The sequence below is a fragment of the Burkholderia thailandensis E264 genome, assembly GCF_000012365.1.
Taxonomy (GTDB): Bacteria; Pseudomonadota; Gammaproteobacteria; order Burkholderiales; family Burkholderiaceae; genus Burkholderia; species Burkholderia thailandensis.
Genome location: NC_007650.1, coordinates 2,596,194 through 2,617,957 on the forward strand (window position 1 = coordinate 2,596,194; position 21,764 = coordinate 2,617,957).

Here is a 21,764-nt window from a genome sequence, read left to right on the forward strand (position 1 = left end):
AGCGCGCTTGCGCGTCGAACGTCGCGGCGACGGCTCGATGGCGTGGCGCGGCATGCGAGCGCGCGACGGGCACGACGCAACCGGCCGGCCCCGCGCGCGGCGCGCAAGCTCATCGATCCGAGACCAGCTTGCCCGCCTTCGCCCACGCGTCGCGCGGCACCTCGGTGATGACGATGTCGACGCTCTCGACGGGGCAGTTCAACGTTTCCGCCGTGACGCGCGTCACTTCGGTCACGAACGCGCGCTTCTGTTCGAGCGTGCGGCCAGGATGCATTTCCAGGTGTATTGTCGGCATCGCCATTCCTTGTCGGAGTTCCCCCGGACCGGGGTGAAGCGACAGGATGGCCTTAAAGGCACCGCAAATAAACATGCGACAATTCACGGCACTCCCAACCTGAAGGTTGTCAATCGTGAACGTCCTCGCCGATATGGAAATGTTCGTGCGGGTGGTCGAATGCGGCAGCTTCGCCGCCGCGGCCGAAGCGAGCCAAGTGTCCGCGACGATGGTGGCCAAGCGCATCCAGGCGATCGAAGCGCGTCTCGGCGCGCGGCTGCTTCATCGCACGACGCGTCGGCAACAGTTGTCCGACGTCGGGCAGCTCTATTTCGAGCGCTGCCGGCGCGCGCTGGCGGAAGTCGAACTGGCCGAAAGCAGCGCGGCCGAGCTGCACGCGACGCCGAGCGGCGTGCTGCGCATCGTCGCGCCGGTGGGGTTCGGCAGCTATAGCCTCGTGCCCGCGCTCGCCGAATACATGGCGCTGCATCCGCAGGTCCGCGTCGACCTGACGCTCGACAACGATCCGCCGCGCTTCTGGCAGGGCGATTTCGAACTGGGCGTCCATATCGGCGAAATCGACGCGCCGGGCCTCGTCGCGCGGCCGCTGAAGCCCTACCGCCGGCAACTCGCGGCCGCGCCCGCCTACCTCGCCCGGCACGGCACGCCGAAGCGCCCCGAGCAGTTGTCCGAGCATGTGTGCCTGGGGCTGTCGTACTGGCGACGCCGGGATCGCTGGCGTCTCGTCGGGCCGCGCGGCGAAGTTCGCGACGTCGCGGTGCGTGGCGGCTTCACGGCGAACCACGGCGACGCGTTGCGCGTCGCCGCGCTGCAGGGCCTCGGCATCGTGCTGCAGCCGCAGGCCGTGCTGACGGGCGACCTCGCCGCGGGCCGCCTCGTGCCCGTGCTGCCCGCGTGGTCGCTCGCGCCGTCGCCGATGTATCTCGTCTACGCGCAGGACCGCCGCCCGACGGCCAAGCTGCGCAGCGCGATCGATTTCCTGCTGGCGCAATTCGGCGAACGCGACAAGCGTTGATGCGCGCGCTTGCTCGCCGGCGAGCCGCGTGTGCGCGAGCGGGCAGCGCTTGAACAAGGGGGGGCCGCCATCGAGCGAGTCGCGCCGCGGCCGCCGCCACGCAAGCGCACGCGAACGCATGGCGTCGCTCGAACCCGCACCGCACGATGCGCCTGCGCGCCGCCGCCGCGCGGCGCGCGCGCGTCAGCTCACGTCGACGCGCGCCGGCCCGTCGATCACTTCGCCGATCACCGCGGCGTGGTCGAAGCCGTCGTCGGCGAAGCAGGCGAGCACATCGTCGAGCGCGTCGGGCGCGCACGCGACGAGCAGCCCGCCCGAGGTCTGCGGATCGGTCAGCAGCGCCTGCGCGACAGCGGGCAGGCCGTCGCGCAGCCGCACGTCGTGGCCGTATGCGGCCCAGTTGCGGCCGGACGCGCCGGTGAACACGCCGTCGGCCGCGAACGCCTCGACGCCCGCGAGCCACGGCAACGCACCGTAGCGCACGCGCGCGGTCAGCCCCGCGCCGCGCGCGATCTCGAGCGTGTGGCCGAGCAGGCCGAAGCCCGTCACGTCGGTCAGCGCATGCACGCCCGGCAGCGCGGCGAGCGCCGTGCCCGGCCGATTGAGCTTCGTCGTCGTCGCGATCATCTGCGCGTAGCCTTGCGCATCGAGCCGGCCCTTCTTCAGCGCGGCGGACAGCACGCCGACGCCGAGCGGCTTGCCGAGCACGAGCACGTCGCCCGCACGCGCGGCCGCGTTGCGCTTCACGCGCGACGGATGGACGACGCCAAGCGCCGCGAGCCCGTAGATCGGCTCGACGGAATCGATCGAATGGCCGCCCGCCACGGGAATGCCCGCGTCCGCGCACACCGCCTCGCCGCCGCGCAGCACCGCGGCGATCGTCTCGTGCGGCAGCACGTTGATCGGCATGCCGACGAGCGCGAGCGCGAGGATCGGCTTGCCGCCCATCGCGTAGACGTCGGACAGCGCGTTCGTCGCGGCGATGCGGCCGAAGTCGAACGGGTCGTCGACGATCGGCATGAAGAAATCGGTGGTCGCGACGATCGCCTGCTCGTCGTTCAGCCGGTAGACGGCCGCATCGTCGGACGTCTCGGTGCCGACGAGCAGGTCGGGAAAGAGCGCGGGCGGCGCGTTGCGCCTGAGCAGATCCGACAGCACGCCGGGCGCGATCTTGCAGCCGCAGCCGCCGCCGTGCGACAGGCTCGTGAGGCGCGGCGGCGCCGCGTCGGTTTGCTTGGTCTCGGTCATCGCCAAATCCGATAGAGGACAGAACGCTCTATTATCGACAATCCGGCGCGCGATTGCGCGCGATTGCGCCGTGCCCGCACCGTGCCCGGCTTCGGAACGGCGCACGCACGGCGTGCGCGAGCCGGCGCGAGCCGGCGCGAAATCCGGAACGCGGCGATAATCGTGCGCTTGCCGGCCCGCCGCTGTCCGTCACCTCCTCTCGCATCGATGGACCAACTGTTCGTCCTGCTCGTGTTGTTCTCCGCGCTGCTGCACGCCACGTGGAACGCGTTCCTGCACGTGAGCGAAGACCGCGTCGCGCAACTCGGCACGATGTCGATCCCGTATCTGCTCGCCGGCGCGGCGGGTGCGCTCGCGCTGCCGCCGCCGCCCGCCGAAGCGTGGCCGTACGCCGCCGCCTCCGCGCTGCTCGAGCTCGGCTACTGCGCGGCGCTGCTGCGCGCATACCGCAGCGGCGAATTCAGCCAGATCTATCCGATCGCGCGCGGGCTGTCGCCGCTCGTCGTCTGCGCGCTCGCGCTCGTCGCGCTCGGCGAGCGGCCGACGCCGTTCGCGCTCGCCGGCATCGCGTTCGTGTCGCTTGGGATCGCGTCGCTCGCGTTCAGACGCGGCTTCCGGCTCTCCGGCGAAGGCGTGCCGTACGCGATCGTCACGGGCCTCTTCATCGCCGCGTACTCGGTCGTCGACGGCCGCGGCGTGCGCCTCGCCGGCGATCCGCTCGCGTACGTCGCGTGGGTGTACCTGCTGTGGAACCTGCCGCAGTTCGCGCTGATCTGCCGGCTGCGCGGCTGGCGCGCGATCGCCGGCCCGCGTGCGGCCGTGTCGCGCGGGCTCGTCGCCGGCACGCTGTCGCTCGCCGCCTATGCGATCGCGATCGTCGCGTACCGGCATCTGCCGGTGGCGACCGTGTCCGCGCTGCGCGAGACGAGTTCGATCTTCGCCGTCGCGATCGGCTGGTTCGCATTGCGCGAGCCGCCCAACGCGCGCCGGCTCGCCGCGTGCGCGCTCGTCGTCGCGGGCGCGATGCTGATCCGGATGTGACGCGGCGCGGCGGCGCGCGGGCCGCGCGGCGAAACGCGGGCCGGATGCCCGCCACCGCGATGCCCCGCGTACGCGTGGTCGACGGATTCACGACGCCCATGATCGACGCGGCATTGTTCGGCGGCGCTCGCCGACACAACGCGCCCGGATAGACGTCCATGCGCTCCGACAGGACATACCGGCTCCCCGCGCTCGCCCGCGCATGGCGCGCGCCGTGCGGCGTGCTCGCGATCGCCGCGCGAACCCGCAGGCGACGGGCGCGCGCGCCGCTTCAGCGCGCGGCGGCGGCCGGCAGCCGATCGGCCGCCGATGCCGCCGATGCCGCCGATGCTGTCGATGCTGTCGATGCTGCCGATGCTGCCGATGCTGCCGATGCCGCCGATGCCGCCGATGCCGATCCCCCCGATGCCGCCGCGCGCCCGAACACCACGTCGTCGATCGCCTGCGACAGCGTGTCGAACGCGCGCGCGATCTCGTCCTCCGGCACGCACGCATAGCCAAGCAGCAGCCCGGACGCCGCGCGCGTCGCATCCGCGTAGTAGCCGGACAGCGCGCGCACGACGATGTCGCGCTCGAGCGCCGCGCGCGCGACCGCGCGGTCGTCGGCGCCGTCCGGCAGCCGCATCACGAGATGCAGCCCCGCATCGCCGCCGACGGCCGGCAGCGCGTCGCCGTAGCGGCGCGCGAGCGCGTCGAGCAGCGTCTGCCGGCGCTGCCCGTACAGCGTGCGCATCTTGCGGATGTGCGACACGAAATGCCCCTCCGCGATGAACTCGGCGAGCACCGCCTGCTGCAACAGCTGCCCTTCGCGGTACAGCTCCGCGCTCGCGGTCGCGAAGCTCTCGGCGAGCGGCTCCGGCGCGACCAGATAGCCGACCCGCAGCCCCGGAAACAGCGTCTTGCTGAAGCTGCCGACGTAAATCACCTGCCCGGCCGTGTCGAGCCCCTGCAGCGACGCGAGCGGCCGGCTGCCGTAGCGGAACTCGCTGTCGTAATCGTCCTCGATGATCCACGCGCCGTGCTGGCGCGCGTATTCGAGCAGCATCCGCCGCCGCGCGAGGCTCATCACCATCCCGAGCGGATACTGATGCGACGGCGTGACGAGCATCAGCTTCGGCGGCGCCGCGAAATCGGCGGCCGCGGGCGCGATCCCTTCTTCATCGACGGGAATCGGCCGCGTCGTCAGGCCCGACACGTGCATCACGCTGCGCACGCCCCAATAGCACGGGTCCTCGGTCCAGATCACGTCGCCGGGATCGGTCAACAGGCGCACCGCGAGATCGATCGACTGGTGAATGCCCGTCGTCACGATGATCTGCTCGGGCGCGCAGCGCACCGAGCGCGACGTGCGCAGGTAGTCGGCGAGCGCCTCGCGCAGCGACGCGAGGCCGCCGCCCGGCGCATAGGTCAAGAGCTCGGGGCGCAGCCGCCGCCAGTACTTGTTGTGCAACCGCGTCCACACGCGCGCCGGAAAGCGCGACACGTCGGGCACGCCCGGCATGAACGCGCCGCCCTGCCGCTTCGACACGCCCGCGCCGCCGACGAGACGCGTGCCGCGCGCGGACAGCGATCGGGGCGCGAAGCCGGGCTCCGTTTCGGGGTCGGATTCCATGCGGGCCGCCGCCCCGGCCGACGCCGCGCCGCGCGCGCCGGGCGGCGAATCGGCCGGCGCGCCGACGATCTCGTCGGGCGCGCTGTCCGCGACGAACGTGCCGCGCCCGGTCGCCGAACTCACGTAGCCTTCGAGCGCGAGCTGCTCGTAGACCTGCGTGACGGTGTTGCGCGCGATCCCGAGCTCCGCCGCGAGAAGCCGCGACGATGGCACGCGCGCGCCCGCCGGCAGTTCGCGGGTCAGGATCGCTTGCTGCAGCAGCCGGTGCAGTTGCCGGTAGATCGGCTGCGCGCCGCCGCCGCGCACGATCCGCTGCGCCAGCCAGTCCGACAGCACGCTCACCCGCATAATTGGCTCCTACATATTTATTAAAATGGCTCTGATTTTCAGAGCCAAGTTTGATTATAGTCGTTTCGACGCGCACGCCGGACGACGTGCCCGCCGGCGGCCGTCGCCGCCGGCGCATCCGAACCCCGAGGAGAGACGACTGTGAACAATGCCGATCTGCACGCCCGCAAGAACGCCGCGACGCCGCGTGGCGTCGGCGTGATGTGCGACTTCTACGCCGCGCGCGCCGAGAACGCCGAGCTGTGGGACGTCGAGGGCCGCCGCTTCATCGATTTCGCGGCCGGCATCGCGGTGCTGAACACGGGCCACCGCCACCCGAAGATCGTGAAGGCGATCGCCGAGCAGCTCGAGCAGTTCACGCACACCGCGTACCAGATCGTGCCGTACGCGTCGTACGTCGAGCTCGCCGAAAAGATCAACGCGCGCGCGCCGATCGCGCAGCCGAAGAAGACCGCGTTCTTCACGACGGGCGCGGAAGCGGTCGAGAACGCGGTGAAGATCGCGCGCGCTTACACCGGCCGGCCGGGCGTGATCGCGTTCGCGGGCGGCTTCCACGGCCGCACGATGATGGGCATGGCGCTCACCGGCAAGGTCGCACCGTACAAGATCGGCTTCGGCCCGTTCCCGGGCGACGTGTTCCACGCGCCGTATCCGAACGCGCTGCGCGGCGTGACGAGCGCCGATTCGATCGCCGCCGTCGAAACGCTGTTCAAGGCCGACATCGATCCGAAGCGCGTCGCCGCGATCATCTTCGAACCGGTGCAGGGCGAAGGCGGCTTCAACCCGGCGCCCGCCGAGTTCGTGCGCGCGCTGCGCAAGCTGTGCGACGCGCACGGCATCCTCCTCATCGCCGACGAAGTGCAAACGGGCTTCGCGCGCACGGGCAAGCTGTTCGCGATGGAGCACTACGACGTCTCGGCCGATCTGATGACGATCGCCAAGAGCCTCGCGGGCGGGATGCCGCTGTCGGGCGTCGTCGGCCGCGCGGACGTGATGGACGCGGCCGCGCCGGGCGGCCTGGGCGGCACGTACGCGGGCAATCCGCTCGCGGTGGCCGCCGCGCACGCCGTGCTCGACGTGATCGACGAGGAGAAGCTCGCCGAGCGCGCGGCCGTGCTCGGCGACAAGCTGAAGGCGAAGCTCGCCGCGCTGCGCGCCGACGTGCCGCAGATCGCCGACGTGCGCGGCCCGGGCGCGATGGTAGCCGCGGAATTCGTCGATCCGGACACGCGCGCGTCCGACGCCGCGTTCACGAAGCGCGTGCAGACGCTCGCGCTCGAGCGCGGCCTGCTGCTGCTCATCTGCGGCGTCGACGCGAACGTGATACGTTTCCTGTTTCCGCTCACGATTCAGGATGCCGTGTTCGACGAAGCGCTCGGCATTCTCGAAAGCGTGCTGAAGGAGGCGGTGGGCGTACCCGCCTGAGCCGCTCGAGTCTTCGCCGCCGCGCGCGCGTCACGGCCTTCGCCGCGCCGCGCCCGGGCGGCGCCAATCGTTTCCGCATACGGTCGACACACGATGACTACAGCTCACGAAACCCTTGCACTGAAAGATCCCGCGCTGCTGCGCGAGCGCGCGTTCGTCGCGGGCGAATGGCAAGCCGCCGACGGCGGCGCGACGCTCGAAGTCCGCAACCCGGCGACGGGCGCGCTGATCGGCACGGTGCCCGCGATGGGCGCTGCCGAGACGCGCCGCGCGATCGACGCGGCGAACGCCGCATGGCCCGCATGGCGCAAGAAGACCGCGAAGGAACGCGCGGCGATCCTGCGCAAATGGCACGACTTGATGATCGCGCACGCGGACGACCTCGCGCTGATCCTGACGACCGAGCAAGGCAAGCCGCTCGCCGAAGCGAAGGGCGAGATCGGCTACGCGGCGTCGTTCCTCGAATGGTTCGCGGAGGAAGGCAAGCGCGTGTACGGCGATACGATCCCGAGCCCGGCGAACGACAAGCGCATCGTCGTGACGAAGGAGCCGGTCGGCGTGTGCGCGGCGATCACGCCGTGGAATTTCCCGGCGGCGATGATCACGCGCAAGGTCGGCCCGGCGCTCGCGGCCGGCTGCCCGATCGTCGTGAAGCCGGCCGAGGCGACGCCGTTCTCGGCGCTCGCGATGGCGGTGCTCGCCGAGCGCGCGGGCGTGCCGGCCGGCGTGTTCAGCGTCGTCACGGGCGAGCCGAAGGCGATCGGCGGCGAACTCACGTCGAACCCGATCGTGCGCAAGCTGTCGTTCACCGGCTCGACGCCGGTCGGCCGTCTGCTGATGGCGCAATGCGCGGCGACGGTCAAGAAGGTGTCGCTCGAGCTCGGCGGCAACGCGCCGTTCATCGTGTTCGACGACGCGGATCTCGATGCGGCGGTCGAAGGCGCGATCGCGTCGAAGTATCGAAACAGCGGGCAAACGTGCGTATGCACGAACCGCTTCTACGTGCACGAGAAGGTCTACGACGCCTTTGCCGAGAAGCTGACCGCCGCCGTCGCGAAGCTGAAGGTCGGACTCGGCACCGAGGCGGGCGTCGTGCAGGGGCCGCTCATCAACGGCGCGGCGGTGCAGAAGGTCGAATCGCACATTGCCGACGCGCTCGACAAAGGCGCGCGCGTGACGACGGGCGGCAAGCGCCACGCGCTCGGCCACGGCTTCTTCGAGCCGACCGTGCTGACGGGCGTCACGCCCGACATGAAGGTCGCGAAGGAGGAAACGTTCGGCCCGCTCGCGCCGCTGTTTAAGTTCTCGACCGAAGAAGAAGCGATCCGCTACGCGAACGACACCGAATTCGGCCTCGCCGCGTACTTCTACAGCCGCGACATCGGCCGCGTGTGGCGCGTCGCCGAGGCGCTCGAATACGGGATGGTCGGCATCAACGCCGGAATCATCTCGAACGAGGTCGCGCCGTTCGGCGGCGTCAAGCAATCGGGGCTCGGCCGCGAGGGCTCGCACTACGGGATCGACGATTACGTCGTGATCAAGTACATGTGCGTCGCGGTGTGATGCGTGAGGTGTGATGCACGATGCGCGCCGCTCGCGTGGCGCGCATCGTGCGAAACGGCAATCCGCGCCCGAAGCGCCCACTGCACGCATCCGCGCGCCTTTGCACGTCGACCGGAAGCGGAACCGGTTTGCGCACGGCGCGGCGTCCTCGTCGCCCTGCGGTGACGCAAGCGCGCGCCGATCGCCTGCGTCGAACATCCGTCGACCCGGATCTTGCGTCGCCGGATATGGCGGCCGCCTCCCTGCCCCCGCGCGGCGCGCATCGCGCCACGAAGGCGCGCTTCGCCAGCCGCGCAACATGCGCGGCTCCCCCCGGAACGCACGGCGCGGCCACGCGCGTCACCGCCGCTCTGCCCTCTTCGGCGCGGATCGTCGCCATCCGCGCTCCGGTCGCGCGCTTCTCCTTTCCGGCCGCACGAAATTGCACCGCAAGCGCTTCATCCATCCCCCATAAAAATCCCGCACTGCCGGGCCGCCGTCGAATAAAAATAGCGAAAATCATTCCCATTTTATTTTCAATACAGTCGGAATCATTTCCGAAAAAACAACGATTAAAATTACGATACTTAAAAATCATTTTCATTAAAACAATCGAGCGGCGAGCAAATTCACCGCCCTCTTTCATTGACATCCCGGGATATATACCTAGACTCCAACGAAAGACTCGACATACCGCTCGTCGCCATCCGGACGCGTCACTTCGCCCGGTCCCATACGGATGCCTCCCATTCGATGAAGGAGCTTCGTCATGAGGGAAACGCTTGAGACAATTCACGCCCCAAAAGCCGGGCCTACCGGCTCCCCCGGCTCCCCCGCCCTCTCGACATTCGACGCAGCCGCTCCGACCGGAATCAAGAAAATAATGCGCCCCGGAGAATCGCGGAAGATTTCGATTCCGGTTCCGATTCCATTCTCCACTCCACTCCCGATTCGTTTATCCGCGACGCGCCGCGCTCACAATCGCGGGTATTGCCGCGCCGAAGATTCGGAACGCGAACGGCGGCACCATGCATTCGATAATCACGCCGATGTCGACGCCGATACCGGCCGGCGGCGCGGTTCGGCGCCGGGTAGCGCCGCACCGGCGGCACGCGATCGGGCAATCGCGGTGAAGGGCGAGTGCGCGATCGACGCGATCCGCAGCGATGCCGGCGGGCCGGCGCGGCCATTCCCGGCTTCGATCGCGTCCCGCGCGCGTCGTCGCGGCGACCGCCGGCGGCTGACGCCCCTCTCGGCACCGGCCGACCGGGCGGCGCCGAACACGCGCTGCGCGGCGCTACGCCCGCCCTCCGCGCCCCATCGGACGGCTACCGCCGCCATGTCGACCGCCGGCGGCCATTTCCACGGCGTTTGCGCCCGCCTCGGCAGCCCATACGCCGCCGACAGGCTGGCGCGCGCCGATTGACGACGCATCGCGCCAGGATCGGCGAAATGTCCCCTCGCCCCATTCAGCATCGCGTGCTTCGCCGGCGCTCGCACGCGCTTGCGCCGGCGCTCGGCGGCGCACGGGCCGAGGACGGCGCGCATCGTCGCGGCGCGCTCGAACACCCGCGCCGCCGGCCGCCGCGCATGGCGCGCGATGCACGCCATGTACGCCACGCACCCGATGCCCCGCTGCGCCGGCGGACATTCGGCCGACCGAGACGAAACGCAAGCGGGCCCGCCGCGGCGCGCGCGCCACGCATGCAGGAGGCATCGCGCTCGCCGCGATGAACACGGATGAATACGGTCGCTCAGATTCGTTTCGATTCCATTGCCCGCTGGATGCCGGTCGCGCTGTCCGAGCAGGTGAGCGGCAGGGCGGCGCTTGCCGTCATCTGCATGGAGCAGCCGCTCGTGCTGTTTCGCGACGCGTCGGGCGCCGTATGCGCGATGGAGGATCGTTGCGCGCATCGCCGAGCGCCGCTATCGCTCGGGCGCGTCACGCCCGACGGCCGGCTGCAGTGCGCGTATCACGGCTGGACCTACGACGGCGCGACGGGCGCCTGCGTGGCGATTCCGAATCTGTCGGCGAGCGAGCGCGTGCCCGCGCACTATGCCGCGCATGCGTACAAGACGCTCGAACGCGACGGCTTCATATGGGCCTGCGCGCGCGATGCACCGCCACCCGCCGAGGCGATCGCTCGCGACGCCCGCAGCGCCCGGCGATTCGCGGGCTCGGTGACGGTCGCCATCGCGCGCGACGAATACGTCGCCGCATTGGCCGACGGGCCGCATCTGACGATGCGCATCGCCGGCCTGTACATCACGGATTACGTGATCGCGGACGCGACGCCGCACGACGGCGACATCGCGACGGAACGCGGCGTCACGTGGCTGGCGCACATCGTCGACAGGCACTTCGGCGTGCGTCATCCGTGGACGCTGCGCGTCACGTCGCCGCGAGACGGTGTCCTCGCGTCGGTCGAACTCGCATCGCGCGACGGCGCGACGGCGCTCTGGGCGTCGATCGCGATCACGCCGGCGGCGCGCGGCGCGACGAACGTACTGTGGCGCGGCGGCGTCGCGGCCGACGCGAGCGGCTTCGGCGCAAAACTGTTTCGGACGTGGGCGCGCCTGCACGCCGTGCCGTTCGCGATGCTCGCGCACGTCGACGGCCGCGCGCTATCGACGCTCGACGCGCTCTATTCGCGGGCATGGCGCGGCCCGATCCCGGAGGGCATCGCCCACACGCGGCCGATGCCGGCCGACTATCGCACAAGGAGCCGATGATGCTATCCGTGGGCAATGAGGACCTCGACCTGACAAACCGCCACAACGCGGAAGACTGGCTGCCCGACCGAATCCGGCTGCGCAACGTGTGGCTGCCGCTCGCCCATACGTTCGAGATCGGCGAACGCGCTTCGCGCTGGTACGTTCATTCGGAGCCGTGCTATCTGTGGCGCGCGGCAGGCCGCATCCATGCGTGCCCCTGGCATCCCGGACTGCCGGCGGCGAAGCGCCCCACGCCGCGCCCGCGGGACGCGGACGCCGCGTGCTACCCGGTCGTCGAACGATTCGGCTATGTATGGGTGTGGTACGGCGAGCCCGAGGCCGCGAGCGACGCCTTCGTGCCGGACGTGCCGTTCCTGCCGCGCGACGGCGGCCTGCCGAAATACATGCAGGGCAACATCCGGGTCGATTGCTGCGCACCGCTGCTCATCGAGAATCTGATCGATTTGACGCACTCGGATTTTCTGCACGCGAAGGCGTTTGGCGATCAGCACGCCGACGAGGACCGGGTCGACGTTCGCTACACATCCGAAACGGTCACGATGATCTGACGCTGCAAGAACAAGTCGATCCTGCCGATCATGCGCTGGTTCGGCGGCGTGCGCGCGAAATATCAAGACATTCACGCGGTGGTCCACGTCCATGTGCGCAGCTCGGTCGCACTCGCCTATGGCCGCCACACGCCGGGCAGCGACCTGCCTCTGTTCCATCCGTGCGTGTCTGAATCGCGCCACTAATGCCGGCTCGACTTCGCGTTGAACGCGACGCAGGCGCCCTGGCCGTTGTGCCTGCTCTTGCCGTTCGTGCCCTATGTCGTCGGCCCTCAGGACAATCGCATGGTCAGGCGGCAAAACAGCCGCTATCTGGACCCCGGCGAGCGCCGCGATCTGTATTCGCGTTTCGATCGCGCGGGATTGCGTTACCGGATTCTGTGGCAGCAGCTCGCGAAACGGCAGCGCGAAGGCGATTTCAGCTACGGGGACGATGCCCTTCCGAGCCAGGACGCACGCGAAATCCTCGGGATGCCGAACGGATAGCGCGCGCACTGACCGTCGGCGACCGGGCGCGCCCGCTTCTCTCGCGCACGCCGTCCGGTCTGCATCGGCCGCCGTGTTTTCGCAGACAACGTCTGCCGCTTGCGCCCCCCTGTCGAATCGCCGTTTGACGAAGCCGGCAGCGAGATCATTCTCATTCGCTCGCGGCCGCTTCTCATCGATACGTGGTATTCGATGAAGACCCTGCCGGAACGTGAGATGCGAGGAAAGCCGCCGCACCCGTGCGCCGCGCCGCGCCCGCGGACGCGGCGCACGACGCAAACATGGCGGTCCCGCGTGCGGCGGCACCGCATTCGCCGCGTTCGCCGCATCGCCCCACGGCTGAGCGCGGCGCTCAGGCTTGCCCGCCGCCCCACCGAGGCGCTCGCCAACATGGCGGTGGCGCTGGGGTTTGCCCGGCGCGACGCGGATCGCTACATGCTCACCACGCTCAGCGAGGCTTTTCTGGTCGAGCGCAGCCCGACGTATTTCGGCCCGTTGTTCGATCTGATGTACGAAACCAGCGAGACGTTCTCGCTCAAGTCGCTAGAGAAGGCGATACGCGACAATGCCCCGCACGCTTACGACGGCCCCGACGTCTTCCGGTCGCACGAGCAGCACGCAGAACTTGCAGCGCGCTTCACGCGGGCAATGGAGAGCGTGAGCGCCGTGCACGCGCCCGTGTGGCCGACGAAACTCGATCTTTCGAGGCATCGCGTGATGCTCGACGTCGGCGGGGGCTCCGGCGTGCACACGAGAGGCGCGCTGTCGGCGTGGCCCGCGCTGCGAGGGATACTGTTCGATCTGCCGAACGTATGCGAATTGAGCCGTTCGTACTTCGCGAAATCACCGGTGCGGGAACACGTCACGCTCCATCCCGGCGACATGTGGAACGATCCGTTTCCCGACGCGGATCTGCATTTCTATTCGAACGTCTTCCACATCTACCCTCGGGAAAAGAACGTGCTCCTCGCACACAAGAGCTTCGAGGCGCTCGCGCCCGGCGGCCGGATCGTGCTGCATGAGATTCTGTATCGCGACGACAAGAGCGGCCCGCTTGCCGCGGCGGCATTCAGCCTGAAGATGCTCAGTTGGACCGAGGACGAGCAATACTTGTCGCGTGAATTGACCGGGATACTGACGGGCGCGGGCTTTTCGTCGATCGAGACCATCGCGAGCGCCGGCCATTGCAGCGTGGTCACGGGCATGAAGCGGTGATCTCACGCGTGAGGCGATGCGCAACGAGAGGCAGCCAGCAGCGAGGTGCGGGGTTCGCAAGAAAATTCGCGCGGCGCGGACAAGGCGAACGATGTCCGGCGGCTGCCTTTGCCCGCGTCGTTTCAGGCTTGCATACGTGAAGCCGCGAAGAATGCCGCAGCCGGCCATCTCGATCGCACGCGACGAATGCGCGACGAATGCGCGGCGAGCAGGCGGTGCAGCGCGCGCCGAACCTCGCCGCGACGACGCAAGCGCACGGCGCCGCGGCGGCCGAGGCCGCGCGCGCCTCGCCGTCAGCGAAACACACCCACCGCGTCGACGAGCAGCGTCGCCTGCTGCCGCAGGCTCTCCGACGCCGCCGCACTCTCTTCGACGAGCGCCGCGTTCTGCTGCGTGATGTTGTCGAGATGCACGACGGCGTCGTCGACCTGCGTGACGCCCGAGCGCTGCTCGCTCGTCGACGCGCTGATCTCGGCGATCAGATCGGACACGCGCTTCACCTGCGACACGATCTCATCCATCGTCTTGCCCGCGTAGTCGACCGTCTGCGCGCCGGATTCGACCTGCTCGACGCTCGCGCCGATCAGCGTCTTGATCTCCTTCGCCGCATTCGCGCTGCGTTGCGCGAGCGCGCGCACCTCGCCCGCGACCACCGCGAAGCCGCGCCCTTGCTCGCCCGCGCGCGCCGCCTCGACGGCCGCGTTCAGCGCGAGGATGTTGGTCTGGAACGCAATGCCGTCGATCACGCCGATGATCTCCGAGATCCGGCGCGAACTCTCGGTGATCTCGCTCATCGTGCTCACCACTTCGCGCACCGCCTGCCCGCCGCGCTCCGCCGCCTGGCTCGCCGATTCGGACAGCCGGTTCGCCTGCGTCGCGGTCTCCGCGTTGCTCGACACGGTCGCCGTCATCTGCGCCATCGACGCGGCCGTCTGCTGCACGCTCGTCGCCGCCTGCTCGGTGCGCGCGCTCAGATCGTGGTTGCCCTGCGCGATCTCGTTGATCGCGCGCTGCACGGTCAGCACCTGCTCGCTCACGTCGTCGATCAGCCAGCGGAACATCAGCCCGAGCTGATTGATCGTGCGCAGCGACATGCCGATTTCGTCGACGCGGTTCATGTTGACGCCCTGACGGCTCGCCCCGGTCGCGACATCGAGCGCCTGCCGGCGCAGCGTGCGCAGCGGGCGCGCGATCTGCGCGTCGAGCCACCATGCGGCGAGCGCCGCGCCGCCGAGCGTCGCGCCCGCGAGTTTCGCGAGCGGCGCGCCCGTCATGCCGGCCGCACACGCGGCGACGACGATCGCCGGCGTCAGCGTGACCATCGGCAAATGAATGCGCGCGCGCACCGACATCGTCTGCAGCAGCGAGCGCGCGCGCAACAGCCCGGCGCGCACGATCAAACCCTTGTGGAAACGCCGGCTGCCCGCGCGGCCCTCGCGAAATTCGCGATAGAGCGAGTCGGCGGCGGCGATCTCGGCGCGCGCGGGCTTCGTGCGCACGGACATGTAGCCTTGCGTCTGGCCGCCGCGAATCACGGGCACCGCGTTCGCGCGCACCCAGTAGTGATCGCCGTTCTCGCGGCGGTTCTTGACGAGCGCGGTCCACGGCTCGCCGCGCTTCAACGTCGCCCACATGTCGGCGAACGCTTCGCGCGGCATGTCGGGATGGCGGACGACGTTGTGCGGCGCGCCGACGATCTCGTCGCTCGAGAAGCCGCTGACTTGCACGAACGCCGCGTTCGCATACGTGATGCGGCCGTGCGGATCGGTCGTCGACATCAGCGTGGCGTCGTCGGGATATTCGAATTCGTGTTGGGTGACCGGTTGGTTGTTACGCATGAGCGCTCCGAATATTAGATCTGCATCCCTTTTCTGCTTTCATCGGCCGAATGAATCAATCGAATTGCTTTCGATAGGCCTGTACCCTTTTTCGGCAAGCATTCAAGAAAATTGACATCGGCCTGGGAAAACCCGATGTGGCAGATTTAGTGTTGACATGCATCAGACAAATGCCCCGAGCGCGCCGGCTCCGCGCGCCGCGACAAAATCGGCCGGCGCCGCCCTATTCGGATGGTTATCGCCGGCCGTCCGGTTTCTTCTGATCGGAATCAAACAATTTCGTATGAATTATTCCAATTTCCTTATCAAGCGAATATTCATGAATTGAAGCGATATTCATTGACAAAAACATTCCGTTTTGAAATGGATGCGAAATGCTTCTGATTTCGCTATCCCGACATTCTTGCGGGACGCGGATTTGTCTTTGAGGCCAATGAGTTAAGCGAGCGACGAAGCGCCGAGGCGGCGTGCGGATGGGGAGCGATCGCGTGCGTCGCGGTGCGGGGCGAAGAGACGGCGGGAACCGGCGGCAGCGCGATCGAGATCGACACGCCGCGCCGTCCATCACGATCGACCGACGCCGGCCCAGTCGGCCGGCGCGCGGCCGGCGGGACCTCGAACGCGGCGTGCGTTCGTTGCGCGGACAACGCACGGAGCCGGCACGCGGCGCGGCCGCCCGCCGAGGCCGCTAAAGACAAACGGCCCGGCTCTTGCGAGCGCGGGCCGCTTGAGGGAAGCCGCCGCGCGACGCGCGGCGGCGCGCATCACACGCGCTCGATCGCGATCGCGATGCCCTGCCCGACGCCGATGCACATCGTGCAGAGCGCGAAGCGGCCGCCGGTGCGATGCAACTGATACGTCGCGCTCGTCACGAGCCGCGCGCCCGAGGCGCCGAGCGGATGGCCGAGCGCGATCGCGCCGCCGTTCGGATTCACGCGCGCATCGTCGTCGGCGACGCCCAGCAGCCGCAGCACCGCCAGGCCCTGCGATGCGAACGCCTCGTTCAGCTCGATCACGTCGAACTGGTCGAGCGTCATGCCAAGCCGCGCGAGCAGCTTCTGCGTCGCCGGCGCCGGGCCGATCCCCATCACCCGCGGCTCGACGCCCGCGGTCGCGATCCCCAGCACGCGCGCGCGCGGCACGAGGCCGTGACGCCGCGCGGCCGCCTCGCTCGCGACGAGCAGCGCGCACGCGCCGTCGTTCACGCCCGACGCGTTGCCTGCCGTCACCGTGCCGTCCGGCCGCACGACGCCCTTGAGTTTGGCGAGCGCATCGAGCGTCGTCTCGCGCGGATGCTCGTCGCGCGCCACGACGAGCGGCTCGCCCTTCTTCTGCGCGATCGTCACCGGCACGATTTCCTGCGCGAGGGTGCCGTCGGCCTGCGCGCGCGCCGCCTTCTGCTGGCTGCGCAGCGCGAACGCGTCCTGATCGGCGCGGCTCACGCGGTAATCGGTCGCGACGTGCTCGGCCGTCTCCGGCATCGAATCGACGCCATACTGCTGTTTCATCAGCGGATTGACAAAGCGCCAGCCGATCGTCGTATCGAAGATCTCGGCCTGCCGCGAGAACGCGCTCGTCGCCTTGCCCGTGACGAACGGCGCACGGCTCATGCTCTCGACGCCGCCCGCGATCATCAGGTTCGCCTCGCCGGCCTTGATCGCGCGCGCGGCGATGCCGATCGCGTCCATCCCGGAGCCGCAGAGGCGGTTGATCGTCGCGCCGGGCACGGCGTGGGGCAAGCCGGCGAGCAGCAGCGACATGCGCGCGACGTTGCGGTTGTCTTCGCCGGCCTGGTTCGCGCAGCCGTAGATCACGTCGTCGACGGCGGCCCAGTCGACGTCGCGGTTGCGCTCGGCGAGCGCCTTGAGCGGCACCGCGCCGAGGTCGTCGGCCCGCACCGGGGCCAGCGCGCCGCCGTAGCGGCCGATGGGCGTTCGGATTGCGTCACACAGGAATGCTTCGGTCATGTCGTCTCCGGTCGGTCTGATCCCGCGAGCCGACTCGACATCGCCGCCTCCGCTCGCCTCGAATTCACTTGATAAAAGTTCGATATATGAACATAAGATCGTTAATCGAACGTTTCCCATGCGATCATAGGGAGCGCGCGAACGCGCGTCAAGCGTAGGGCCCATGCGGGACGCGGGTTGGCGCAACCCGACCCCATGCGCTAATCTTCCCCGCTGCACATCCATTCCACCCGCCATGAGCACAGAATTTCAGGCCAAACCCGGCGACTCCTATGTCCAGTCGTTCGCCCGCGGACTCGCGGTGATTCGCGCGTTCGACGCGGAGCACCCTGAGCAGACGCTCACCGAGGTCGCGTCCGCGACCGGCCTGACCCGCGCGGGCGCGCGGCGCATCCTGCTGACGCTGCAGACGCTCGGCTACGTCGAGGCCGACGGCCGCCTGTTCCGGCTCACGCCGAAGATCCTCGATCTCGGGTTCGCGTACCTGACGTCGATGCCGTTCTGGAATCTCGCGGAACCGGTGATGGAGCAGTTGTCCGCGCGCATCCACGAAAGCTGCTCGGCGGCCGTGCTCGACCGCACCGAAATCGTGTACGTGCTGCGCGTGCCGACGCACAAGATCATGACGATCAATCTGTCGATCGGCAGCCGGCTGCCTGCGTACTGCACGTCGATGGGCCGCGTGCTGCTATCGTCGCTCGACGACGCCGCGCTCGACGACACGCTCGCGCAGAGCACGCGGCGCGCGTACACGCCGCGCACGCTCGTCGATCCCGCCGCGCTGAAGGACGAGATCGCGCACGTGCGCAGCCAGGGCTGGGCGATCGTCGATCAGGAACTGGAAGCCGGGTTGATTTCGTTGTCGGCGCCGATCCGCAACCGGCGCGGGCAGGTGATCGCCGCGATGAACATCAGCGGCAACGCGCAGCGGCACAGCGCGAAGCAGATGGTCAAGGCGTTCCTCGATCCGCTGCTGGAAGCGTCGCAGACCGTGTCGCAACTCGTCGCGCGACGCGGCTGAGGCTGACACTGGCGCGCTTGGGAGCCGCCCCGCCCCCAAGCGCGCACTCTTCGCTTCATCTTCGGCCAGAACGGCCCAGCGGCGCTTGCACGGCCCTATCTTTGTTTTGCTTTATCAAGCAGCGCCGCTCACCGATCGAATCCTGTCCGAATGGTCAGGTTATAGCGCATTAGCGCCGTGAATTCAACGAATTAAAAAAGGCTGTCGCGTATCCGCCGCCGCACGGCGGCCGGCAGCTGCGGCGTCTACAATGTCGGGCTCCGGTTGCCGCCCACCACGAGCGCACGCCATGCCACACGACGATCCGACGACGACGCCCCCCGACGCGCCCGCGCCGCGCGCCCGGACGAAAGCGGCGCGCGCGCCGAGCCGCGCGCGCAAGGCGCACATCCGCGAGCTGAACGAGGCGCACCTGCTCGCGTGCGCGGAAGCGGTGTTCGCCGAGCGCGGCTTCGAGGGCGCGAGCACCGCGCTGATCGCCGAGCGCGCCGGGCTGCCGAAGGCGAACCTGCACTATTACTTCCCGACGAAGCTCGCGCTGTACCGGCGCGTGCTCGACGACCTGCTCGAGGACTGGCACGCCGCCGCCGACAGCTTCGACGTCGGCGACGATCCGGTCGCCGCGCTCGGCGGCTACGTGCGCGCGAAGATGGCGCTGTCGCGCGAGCGGCCGCTCGGCTCGAAGGTATGGGCGAACGAGATCATCAGCGGGGCGACGCACATGCAGGACCTGCTGCTCGAGCGCGTGAAGCCGTGGATGGATACGCGGATCGCGCTGATCGAGCGCTGGATCGCGCGCGGGCTCGTCGCGCCGGTCGAACCGAAGACGCTGCTCTACATGATCTGGGCGACGACCCAGCACTACGCGGACTTCGACGCGCAGATCGTCGCGCTGTCCGGCAAGCGTGCGCTGTCGGCGAAGGCATTCGATGCGACGACCGACGAAGTCGTGCGGCTGGTCCTGCGCGCCTGCGGCGCGCGGTCGCCGGATGCACCGGATGCGCCGGATGCGCCGGATGCGCCGGATGCGCCGGAGCGGGCGTAGGGGGCGGCGCGGCAGGCCGCGAAGGCACGAGATTCGGGTGTCGGCTTTAGCTTTAGCTTTGGCTGAGGCTTTAGCCGCGGACGCAGCTTCGCCCCCAAGCTTCCGGCATTATCTTCTGCCGCGGGCGACATGCTCCGGCCGCCAAGCACGCCTCGAAGCTCGGCGCCAAGGGCGAAGACTGGCCGCCGTCGTCCGATCGGCCGTCTTGTTTTTCCTTTCCCCGTCGCGCGCGCCGCGGATCATGCCCGCACCGCCCCGCCGCCGTCCGCCGCCCGGGCCTCAATCGGCCGCTTCCGCCGCCGTCTCGCGCAGCATTCCGACCGCGACGAGCGACACGATCACGCACGCGGCCACGTAAGCGGCCGGCGCGAGCTTGCTGCCCGTCACGCGCACGAGCCACGTCGCGACGAGTTGCGCGGTGCCGCCGAACAGCGTCACCGCGAGCGCATAGGCGATCGAGATGCCCGTCGCACGCACGCGGCGCGGAAACGATTCGCACATCAGCGCGAACTCCGACGCCGAGCCCATCGAATAGAACAGCGGCATCAGCGCGGTGAGCGGCATCACGACCGCGAGCGACGGATAACGGTTCATCAGCGCGAACGCCGGAAACAGCAGCGCGACGAGCACGCCGCGCGCGGTGATGAGGTTCCGCGCGGCGATGCCGCGCGTGAGCCTGTCGCTCGAGGAAGTGACGGTGCCCGACGCGCTCGCGCGGCTGCGCAACGGCGCGCTCGACATCGCCGCGATCCACCACATCCCCGCGCTCGAGCGCGACTTCGCGCAATCGCCGCTGTGCTCGACCCCGTTCGTCGTCGCGATGCGCGAAGGCCATCCGCTCGCGGGCGCGCGGCGGCTCGCCGAACTGCTCGACGCCGAGTGGATCGTCACGGTCGGCGCCGATCAGTTCCCGCACAGCGTGATGATGTCGATGTTCAACGCGCACGGCCTGCCGCTGCCGCAGCGGCTGCTGCGCGCGCCGTCGTCGTTCGCGGTGACGCTCGGCCTCGTCGCGCGCTCGGACGTGATCGGCTGCTTCACGAAGCCGCTCGCGGCGATGGTCGCGCCGCTCGGCATCCGCGCCGCGCACCTCGACGACATGCTGCCGAGCTACGATCTGTCGATCCTCTCGCGCCGCGATCTGCTGCCGACGCCGGCCGTCGCGCAGTTCGTCGCGTGCCTGCGGCAGGCGGCCGACGAAACGTTGACATAAATCATTCCCCAACCGGCAACGGCGCGCCGCGCCGCGCAAGCCGCCGCGACGCTTGCCCGATCGCTATCGGGGCTTCCACTAAGCAGCCTCGGGCTATTTTGTCTTGGTAATCTTGGCGCACCGTTCGTCCCGCACCGGACGAGGGCACCAGTCAGCCCGGCCGCAGCCGGGCCGAAGCGCACTGCGGCACGACCGCGCGCAACCATCGAACTACACGAGGAATGACAGTGAAAAAAATCTTGGCGGCTTTGACCGTGGCCCTGCTGGCGGTGTCGGCAGGCGGCGTGCAGGCGAAGGACTGGTCGACGATCCGCTTCGGCGTCGACGCGAGCTACCCGCCCTTCGAATCGAAAGGCCCGGACGGCAAGGTGGTCGGCTTCGACGTCGATCTCGGCAACGAGATCTGCAAGCGAGTGAAAGCCAAGTGTGTGTGGATCGAGAACGACTTCGACGGCATGATCCCGGCGCTGAAGGCGCGCAAGTTCGACGGCGTGCTGTCGTCGATGTCGATGACGCCGCAGCGCGAAGAGCAGATCGCGTTCTCGTCGAAGCTGTTCAACACGCCGACGCGCCTCGTCACGAAGAAGGGCGCGAACCTGATGCCCACGGCCGAATCGCTCAAGGGCAAGACGGTCGGCGTCGAGCAGGGCACGATTCAGGAAACCTACGCGAAGGTCCACTGGGCGCCGAAGGGCGTGAACATCCAGCCGTACCAGAACCAGGACCAGGTCTACGCCGACCTGATCGCGGGCCGCCTCGACGCGGCGCTGCAAGACGCGGTGCAGGCCGACATCGGCTTCCTGAAGACGCCGCGCGGCAAGGATTTCGCGTTCGCCGGCTCGGACCTCAACGATCCGAAGACGCTCGGCGAAGGCGCGGGCATCGGCTTGCGCAAGGAAGACACCGATCTGAAGGCGAAGATCGACAAGGCGATCGCCGACATGCGCAAGGACGGCACGTACGACAAGATCGCGAAGAAGTATTTCGACTTCGACGTTTACGGCAAGTAAGCCGGCGGCCGGCGTGCCGCCTCAGGCGCGCCGCGGCCGCGGCGGCAACGGGCTTCGCTTCGCGGCGAAGCCCGTTTTTTTTGACTTGCTTGCCATGCGCTTACCGCTCGCAGCCGCCCGGCCGGCATCGTGCGATGTCCCCCGCCGGCCAGGCGCCGC

16 protein-coding genes and 3 pseudogenes are annotated in these 21,764 nt (G+C 69.0%); 12 read left to right on the forward strand and 7 right to left on the reverse strand.

The window, feature by feature from the left end:
- Positions 1–109: 109 nt before the first annotated feature.
- The gene (locus BTH_RS10815; RefSeq protein ID WP_009894077.1) at positions 110–295 is read right to left on the reverse strand and encodes a 4-oxalocrotonate tautomerase; all 186 of its coding nucleotides are present in this window, start codon (positions 293–295) and stop codon (positions 110–112) included.
- A 115-nt stretch (positions 296–410) separates the two neighbouring features.
- On the opposite strand from BTH_RS10815, the gene BTH_RS10820 reads away from it, so the two are divergent.
- The gene (locus BTH_RS10820) at positions 411–1,310 is read left to right on the forward strand and encodes a LysR family transcriptional regulator (protein WP_038707774.1); all 900 of its coding nucleotides are present in this window, start codon (positions 411–413) and stop codon (positions 1,308–1,310) included.
- Positions 1,311–1,493: 183 nt separating this feature from the next.
- On the opposite strand, the gene selD is transcribed toward BTH_RS10820, so the two are convergent.
- Complete coding sequence (gene selD, locus BTH_RS10825; protein ID WP_009894080.1) at positions 1,494–2,558, reverse strand: selenide, water dikinase SelD; 1,065 nt, start codon at positions 2,556–2,558, stop codon at positions 1,494–1,496.
- Between the two features lie 207 nt (positions 2,559–2,765).
- On the opposite strand from selD, the gene BTH_RS10830 reads away from it, so the two are divergent.
- Complete coding sequence (locus tag BTH_RS10830) at positions 2,766–3,599, forward strand: DMT family transporter (RefSeq protein ID WP_009894083.1); 834 nt, start codon at positions 2,766–2,768, stop codon at positions 3,597–3,599.
- Between the two features lie 271 nt (positions 3,600–3,870).
- On the opposite strand, the gene BTH_RS10840 is transcribed toward BTH_RS10830, so the two are convergent.
- The gene (locus tag BTH_RS10840) at positions 3,871–5,559 is read right to left on the reverse strand and encodes a PLP-dependent aminotransferase family protein (protein WP_009894086.1); all 1,689 of its coding nucleotides are present in this window, start codon (positions 5,557–5,559) and stop codon (positions 3,871–3,873) included.
- Between the two features lie 141 nt (positions 5,560–5,700).
- On the opposite strand from BTH_RS10840, the gene BTH_RS10845 reads away from it, so the two are divergent.
- Both BTH_RS10845 and gabD read left to right on the forward strand, forming a co-directional pair.
- A complete protein-coding gene (locus tag BTH_RS10845; RefSeq protein WP_009894093.1) occupies positions 5,701–6,984 on the forward strand; it encodes a 4-aminobutyrate--2-oxoglutarate transaminase in 1,284 nt (427 codons plus the stop codon).
- Between the two features lie 93 nt (positions 6,985–7,077).
- The gene (gabD, locus tag BTH_RS10850) at positions 7,078–8,547 is read left to right on the forward strand and encodes an NADP-dependent succinate-semialdehyde dehydrogenase (protein WP_009894094.1); all 1,470 of its coding nucleotides are present in this window, start codon (positions 7,078–7,080) and stop codon (positions 8,545–8,547) included.
- Here the strand turns inward: gabD and BTH_RS30535 are convergent.
- Positions 8,522–9,130: a hypothetical protein gene (locus tag BTH_RS30535; RefSeq protein ID WP_201762912.1), complete on the reverse strand. Its 609-nt coding sequence runs from the start codon at positions 9,128–9,130 to the stop codon at positions 8,522–8,524. The two genes, gabD and BTH_RS30535, sit on opposite strands and share 26 nt — an antisense overlap.
- A 279-nt stretch (positions 9,131–9,409) precedes the next feature.
- On the opposite strand from BTH_RS30535, the gene BTH_RS35630 reads away from it, so the two are divergent.
- The 4 genes and pseudogenes from BTH_RS35630 to BTH_RS10870 all read left to right on the forward strand — a co-directional run bounded on the left by BTH_RS35630 (position 9,410) and on the right by BTH_RS10870 (position 13,511).
- The gene (locus tag BTH_RS35630) at positions 9,410–9,952 is read left to right on the forward strand and encodes a hypothetical protein (RefSeq protein ID WP_160457881.1); all 543 of its coding nucleotides are present in this window, start codon (positions 9,410–9,412) and stop codon (positions 9,950–9,952) included.
- A gap of 314 nt (positions 9,953–10,266) precedes the next feature.
- The gene (locus tag BTH_RS10860) at positions 10,267–11,259 is read left to right on the forward strand and encodes a Rieske 2Fe-2S domain-containing protein (RefSeq protein ID WP_009894097.1); all 993 of its coding nucleotides are present in this window, start codon (positions 10,267–10,269) and stop codon (positions 11,257–11,259) included.
- Positions 11,259–12,296: pseudogene (locus tag BTH_RS10865) on the forward strand (oxygenase). Before BTH_RS10860 ends, BTH_RS10865 begins: the two are co-directional and overlap by 1 nt.
- A gap of 99 nt (positions 12,297–12,395) precedes the next feature.
- The gene (locus tag BTH_RS10870; RefSeq protein WP_009894098.1) at positions 12,396–13,511 is read left to right on the forward strand and encodes a methyltransferase; all 1,116 of its coding nucleotides are present in this window, start codon (positions 12,396–12,398) and stop codon (positions 13,509–13,511) included.
- A gap of 293 nt (positions 13,512–13,804) precedes the next feature.
- Here BTH_RS10870 and BTH_RS10875 read toward each other — a convergent pair whose 3' ends face one another.
- A complete protein-coding gene (locus BTH_RS10875) occupies positions 13,805–15,349 on the reverse strand; it encodes a methyl-accepting chemotaxis protein (RefSeq protein WP_009894100.1) in 1,545 nt (514 codons plus the stop codon).
- 764 nt (positions 15,350–16,113) lie between these two features.
- A complete protein-coding gene (gene pcaF / locus BTH_RS10880; RefSeq protein ID WP_009894101.1) occupies positions 16,114–17,316 on the reverse strand; it encodes a 3-oxoadipyl-CoA thiolase in 1,203 nt (400 codons plus the stop codon).
- Between the two features lie 235 nt (positions 17,317–17,551).
- On the opposite strand from pcaF, the gene BTH_RS10885 reads away from it, so the two are divergent.
- Both BTH_RS10885 and BTH_RS10890 read left to right on the forward strand, forming a co-directional pair.
- On the forward strand, positions 17,552–18,337 hold the full coding sequence (locus BTH_RS10885; RefSeq protein WP_009894102.1) for an IclR family transcriptional regulator: 786 nt from the start codon (positions 17,552–17,554) through the stop codon (positions 18,335–18,337).
- 289 nt (positions 18,338–18,626) lie between these two features.
- Positions 18,627–19,382: a TetR/AcrR family transcriptional regulator gene (locus BTH_RS10890; RefSeq protein WP_009894103.1), complete on the forward strand. Its 756-nt coding sequence runs from the start codon at positions 18,627–18,629 to the stop codon at positions 19,380–19,382.
- A 279-nt stretch (positions 19,383–19,661) separates the two neighbouring features.
- Here BTH_RS10890 and BTH_RS10895 read toward each other — a convergent pair.
- Positions 19,662–20,021, reverse strand: a pseudogene (locus tag BTH_RS10895) (MFS transporter); the annotation flags it as partial.
- On the opposite strand from BTH_RS10895, the pseudogene BTH_RS10900 reads away from it, so the two are divergent.
- Together BTH_RS10900 and BTH_RS10905 are read left to right on the forward strand one after the other, a co-directional pair.
- Positions 20,005–20,595: pseudogene (locus tag BTH_RS10900) on the forward strand (LysR substrate-binding domain-containing protein); the annotation flags it as partial. The pseudogenes BTH_RS10895 and BTH_RS10900 sit on opposite strands and share 17 nt — an antisense overlap.
- Before the next feature lie 227 nt (positions 20,596–20,822).
- A complete protein-coding gene (locus BTH_RS10905; protein ID WP_009894106.1) occupies positions 20,823–21,605 on the forward strand; it encodes an ABC transporter substrate-binding protein in 783 nt (260 codons plus the stop codon).
- Positions 21,606–21,764: the final 159 nt, after the last annotated feature.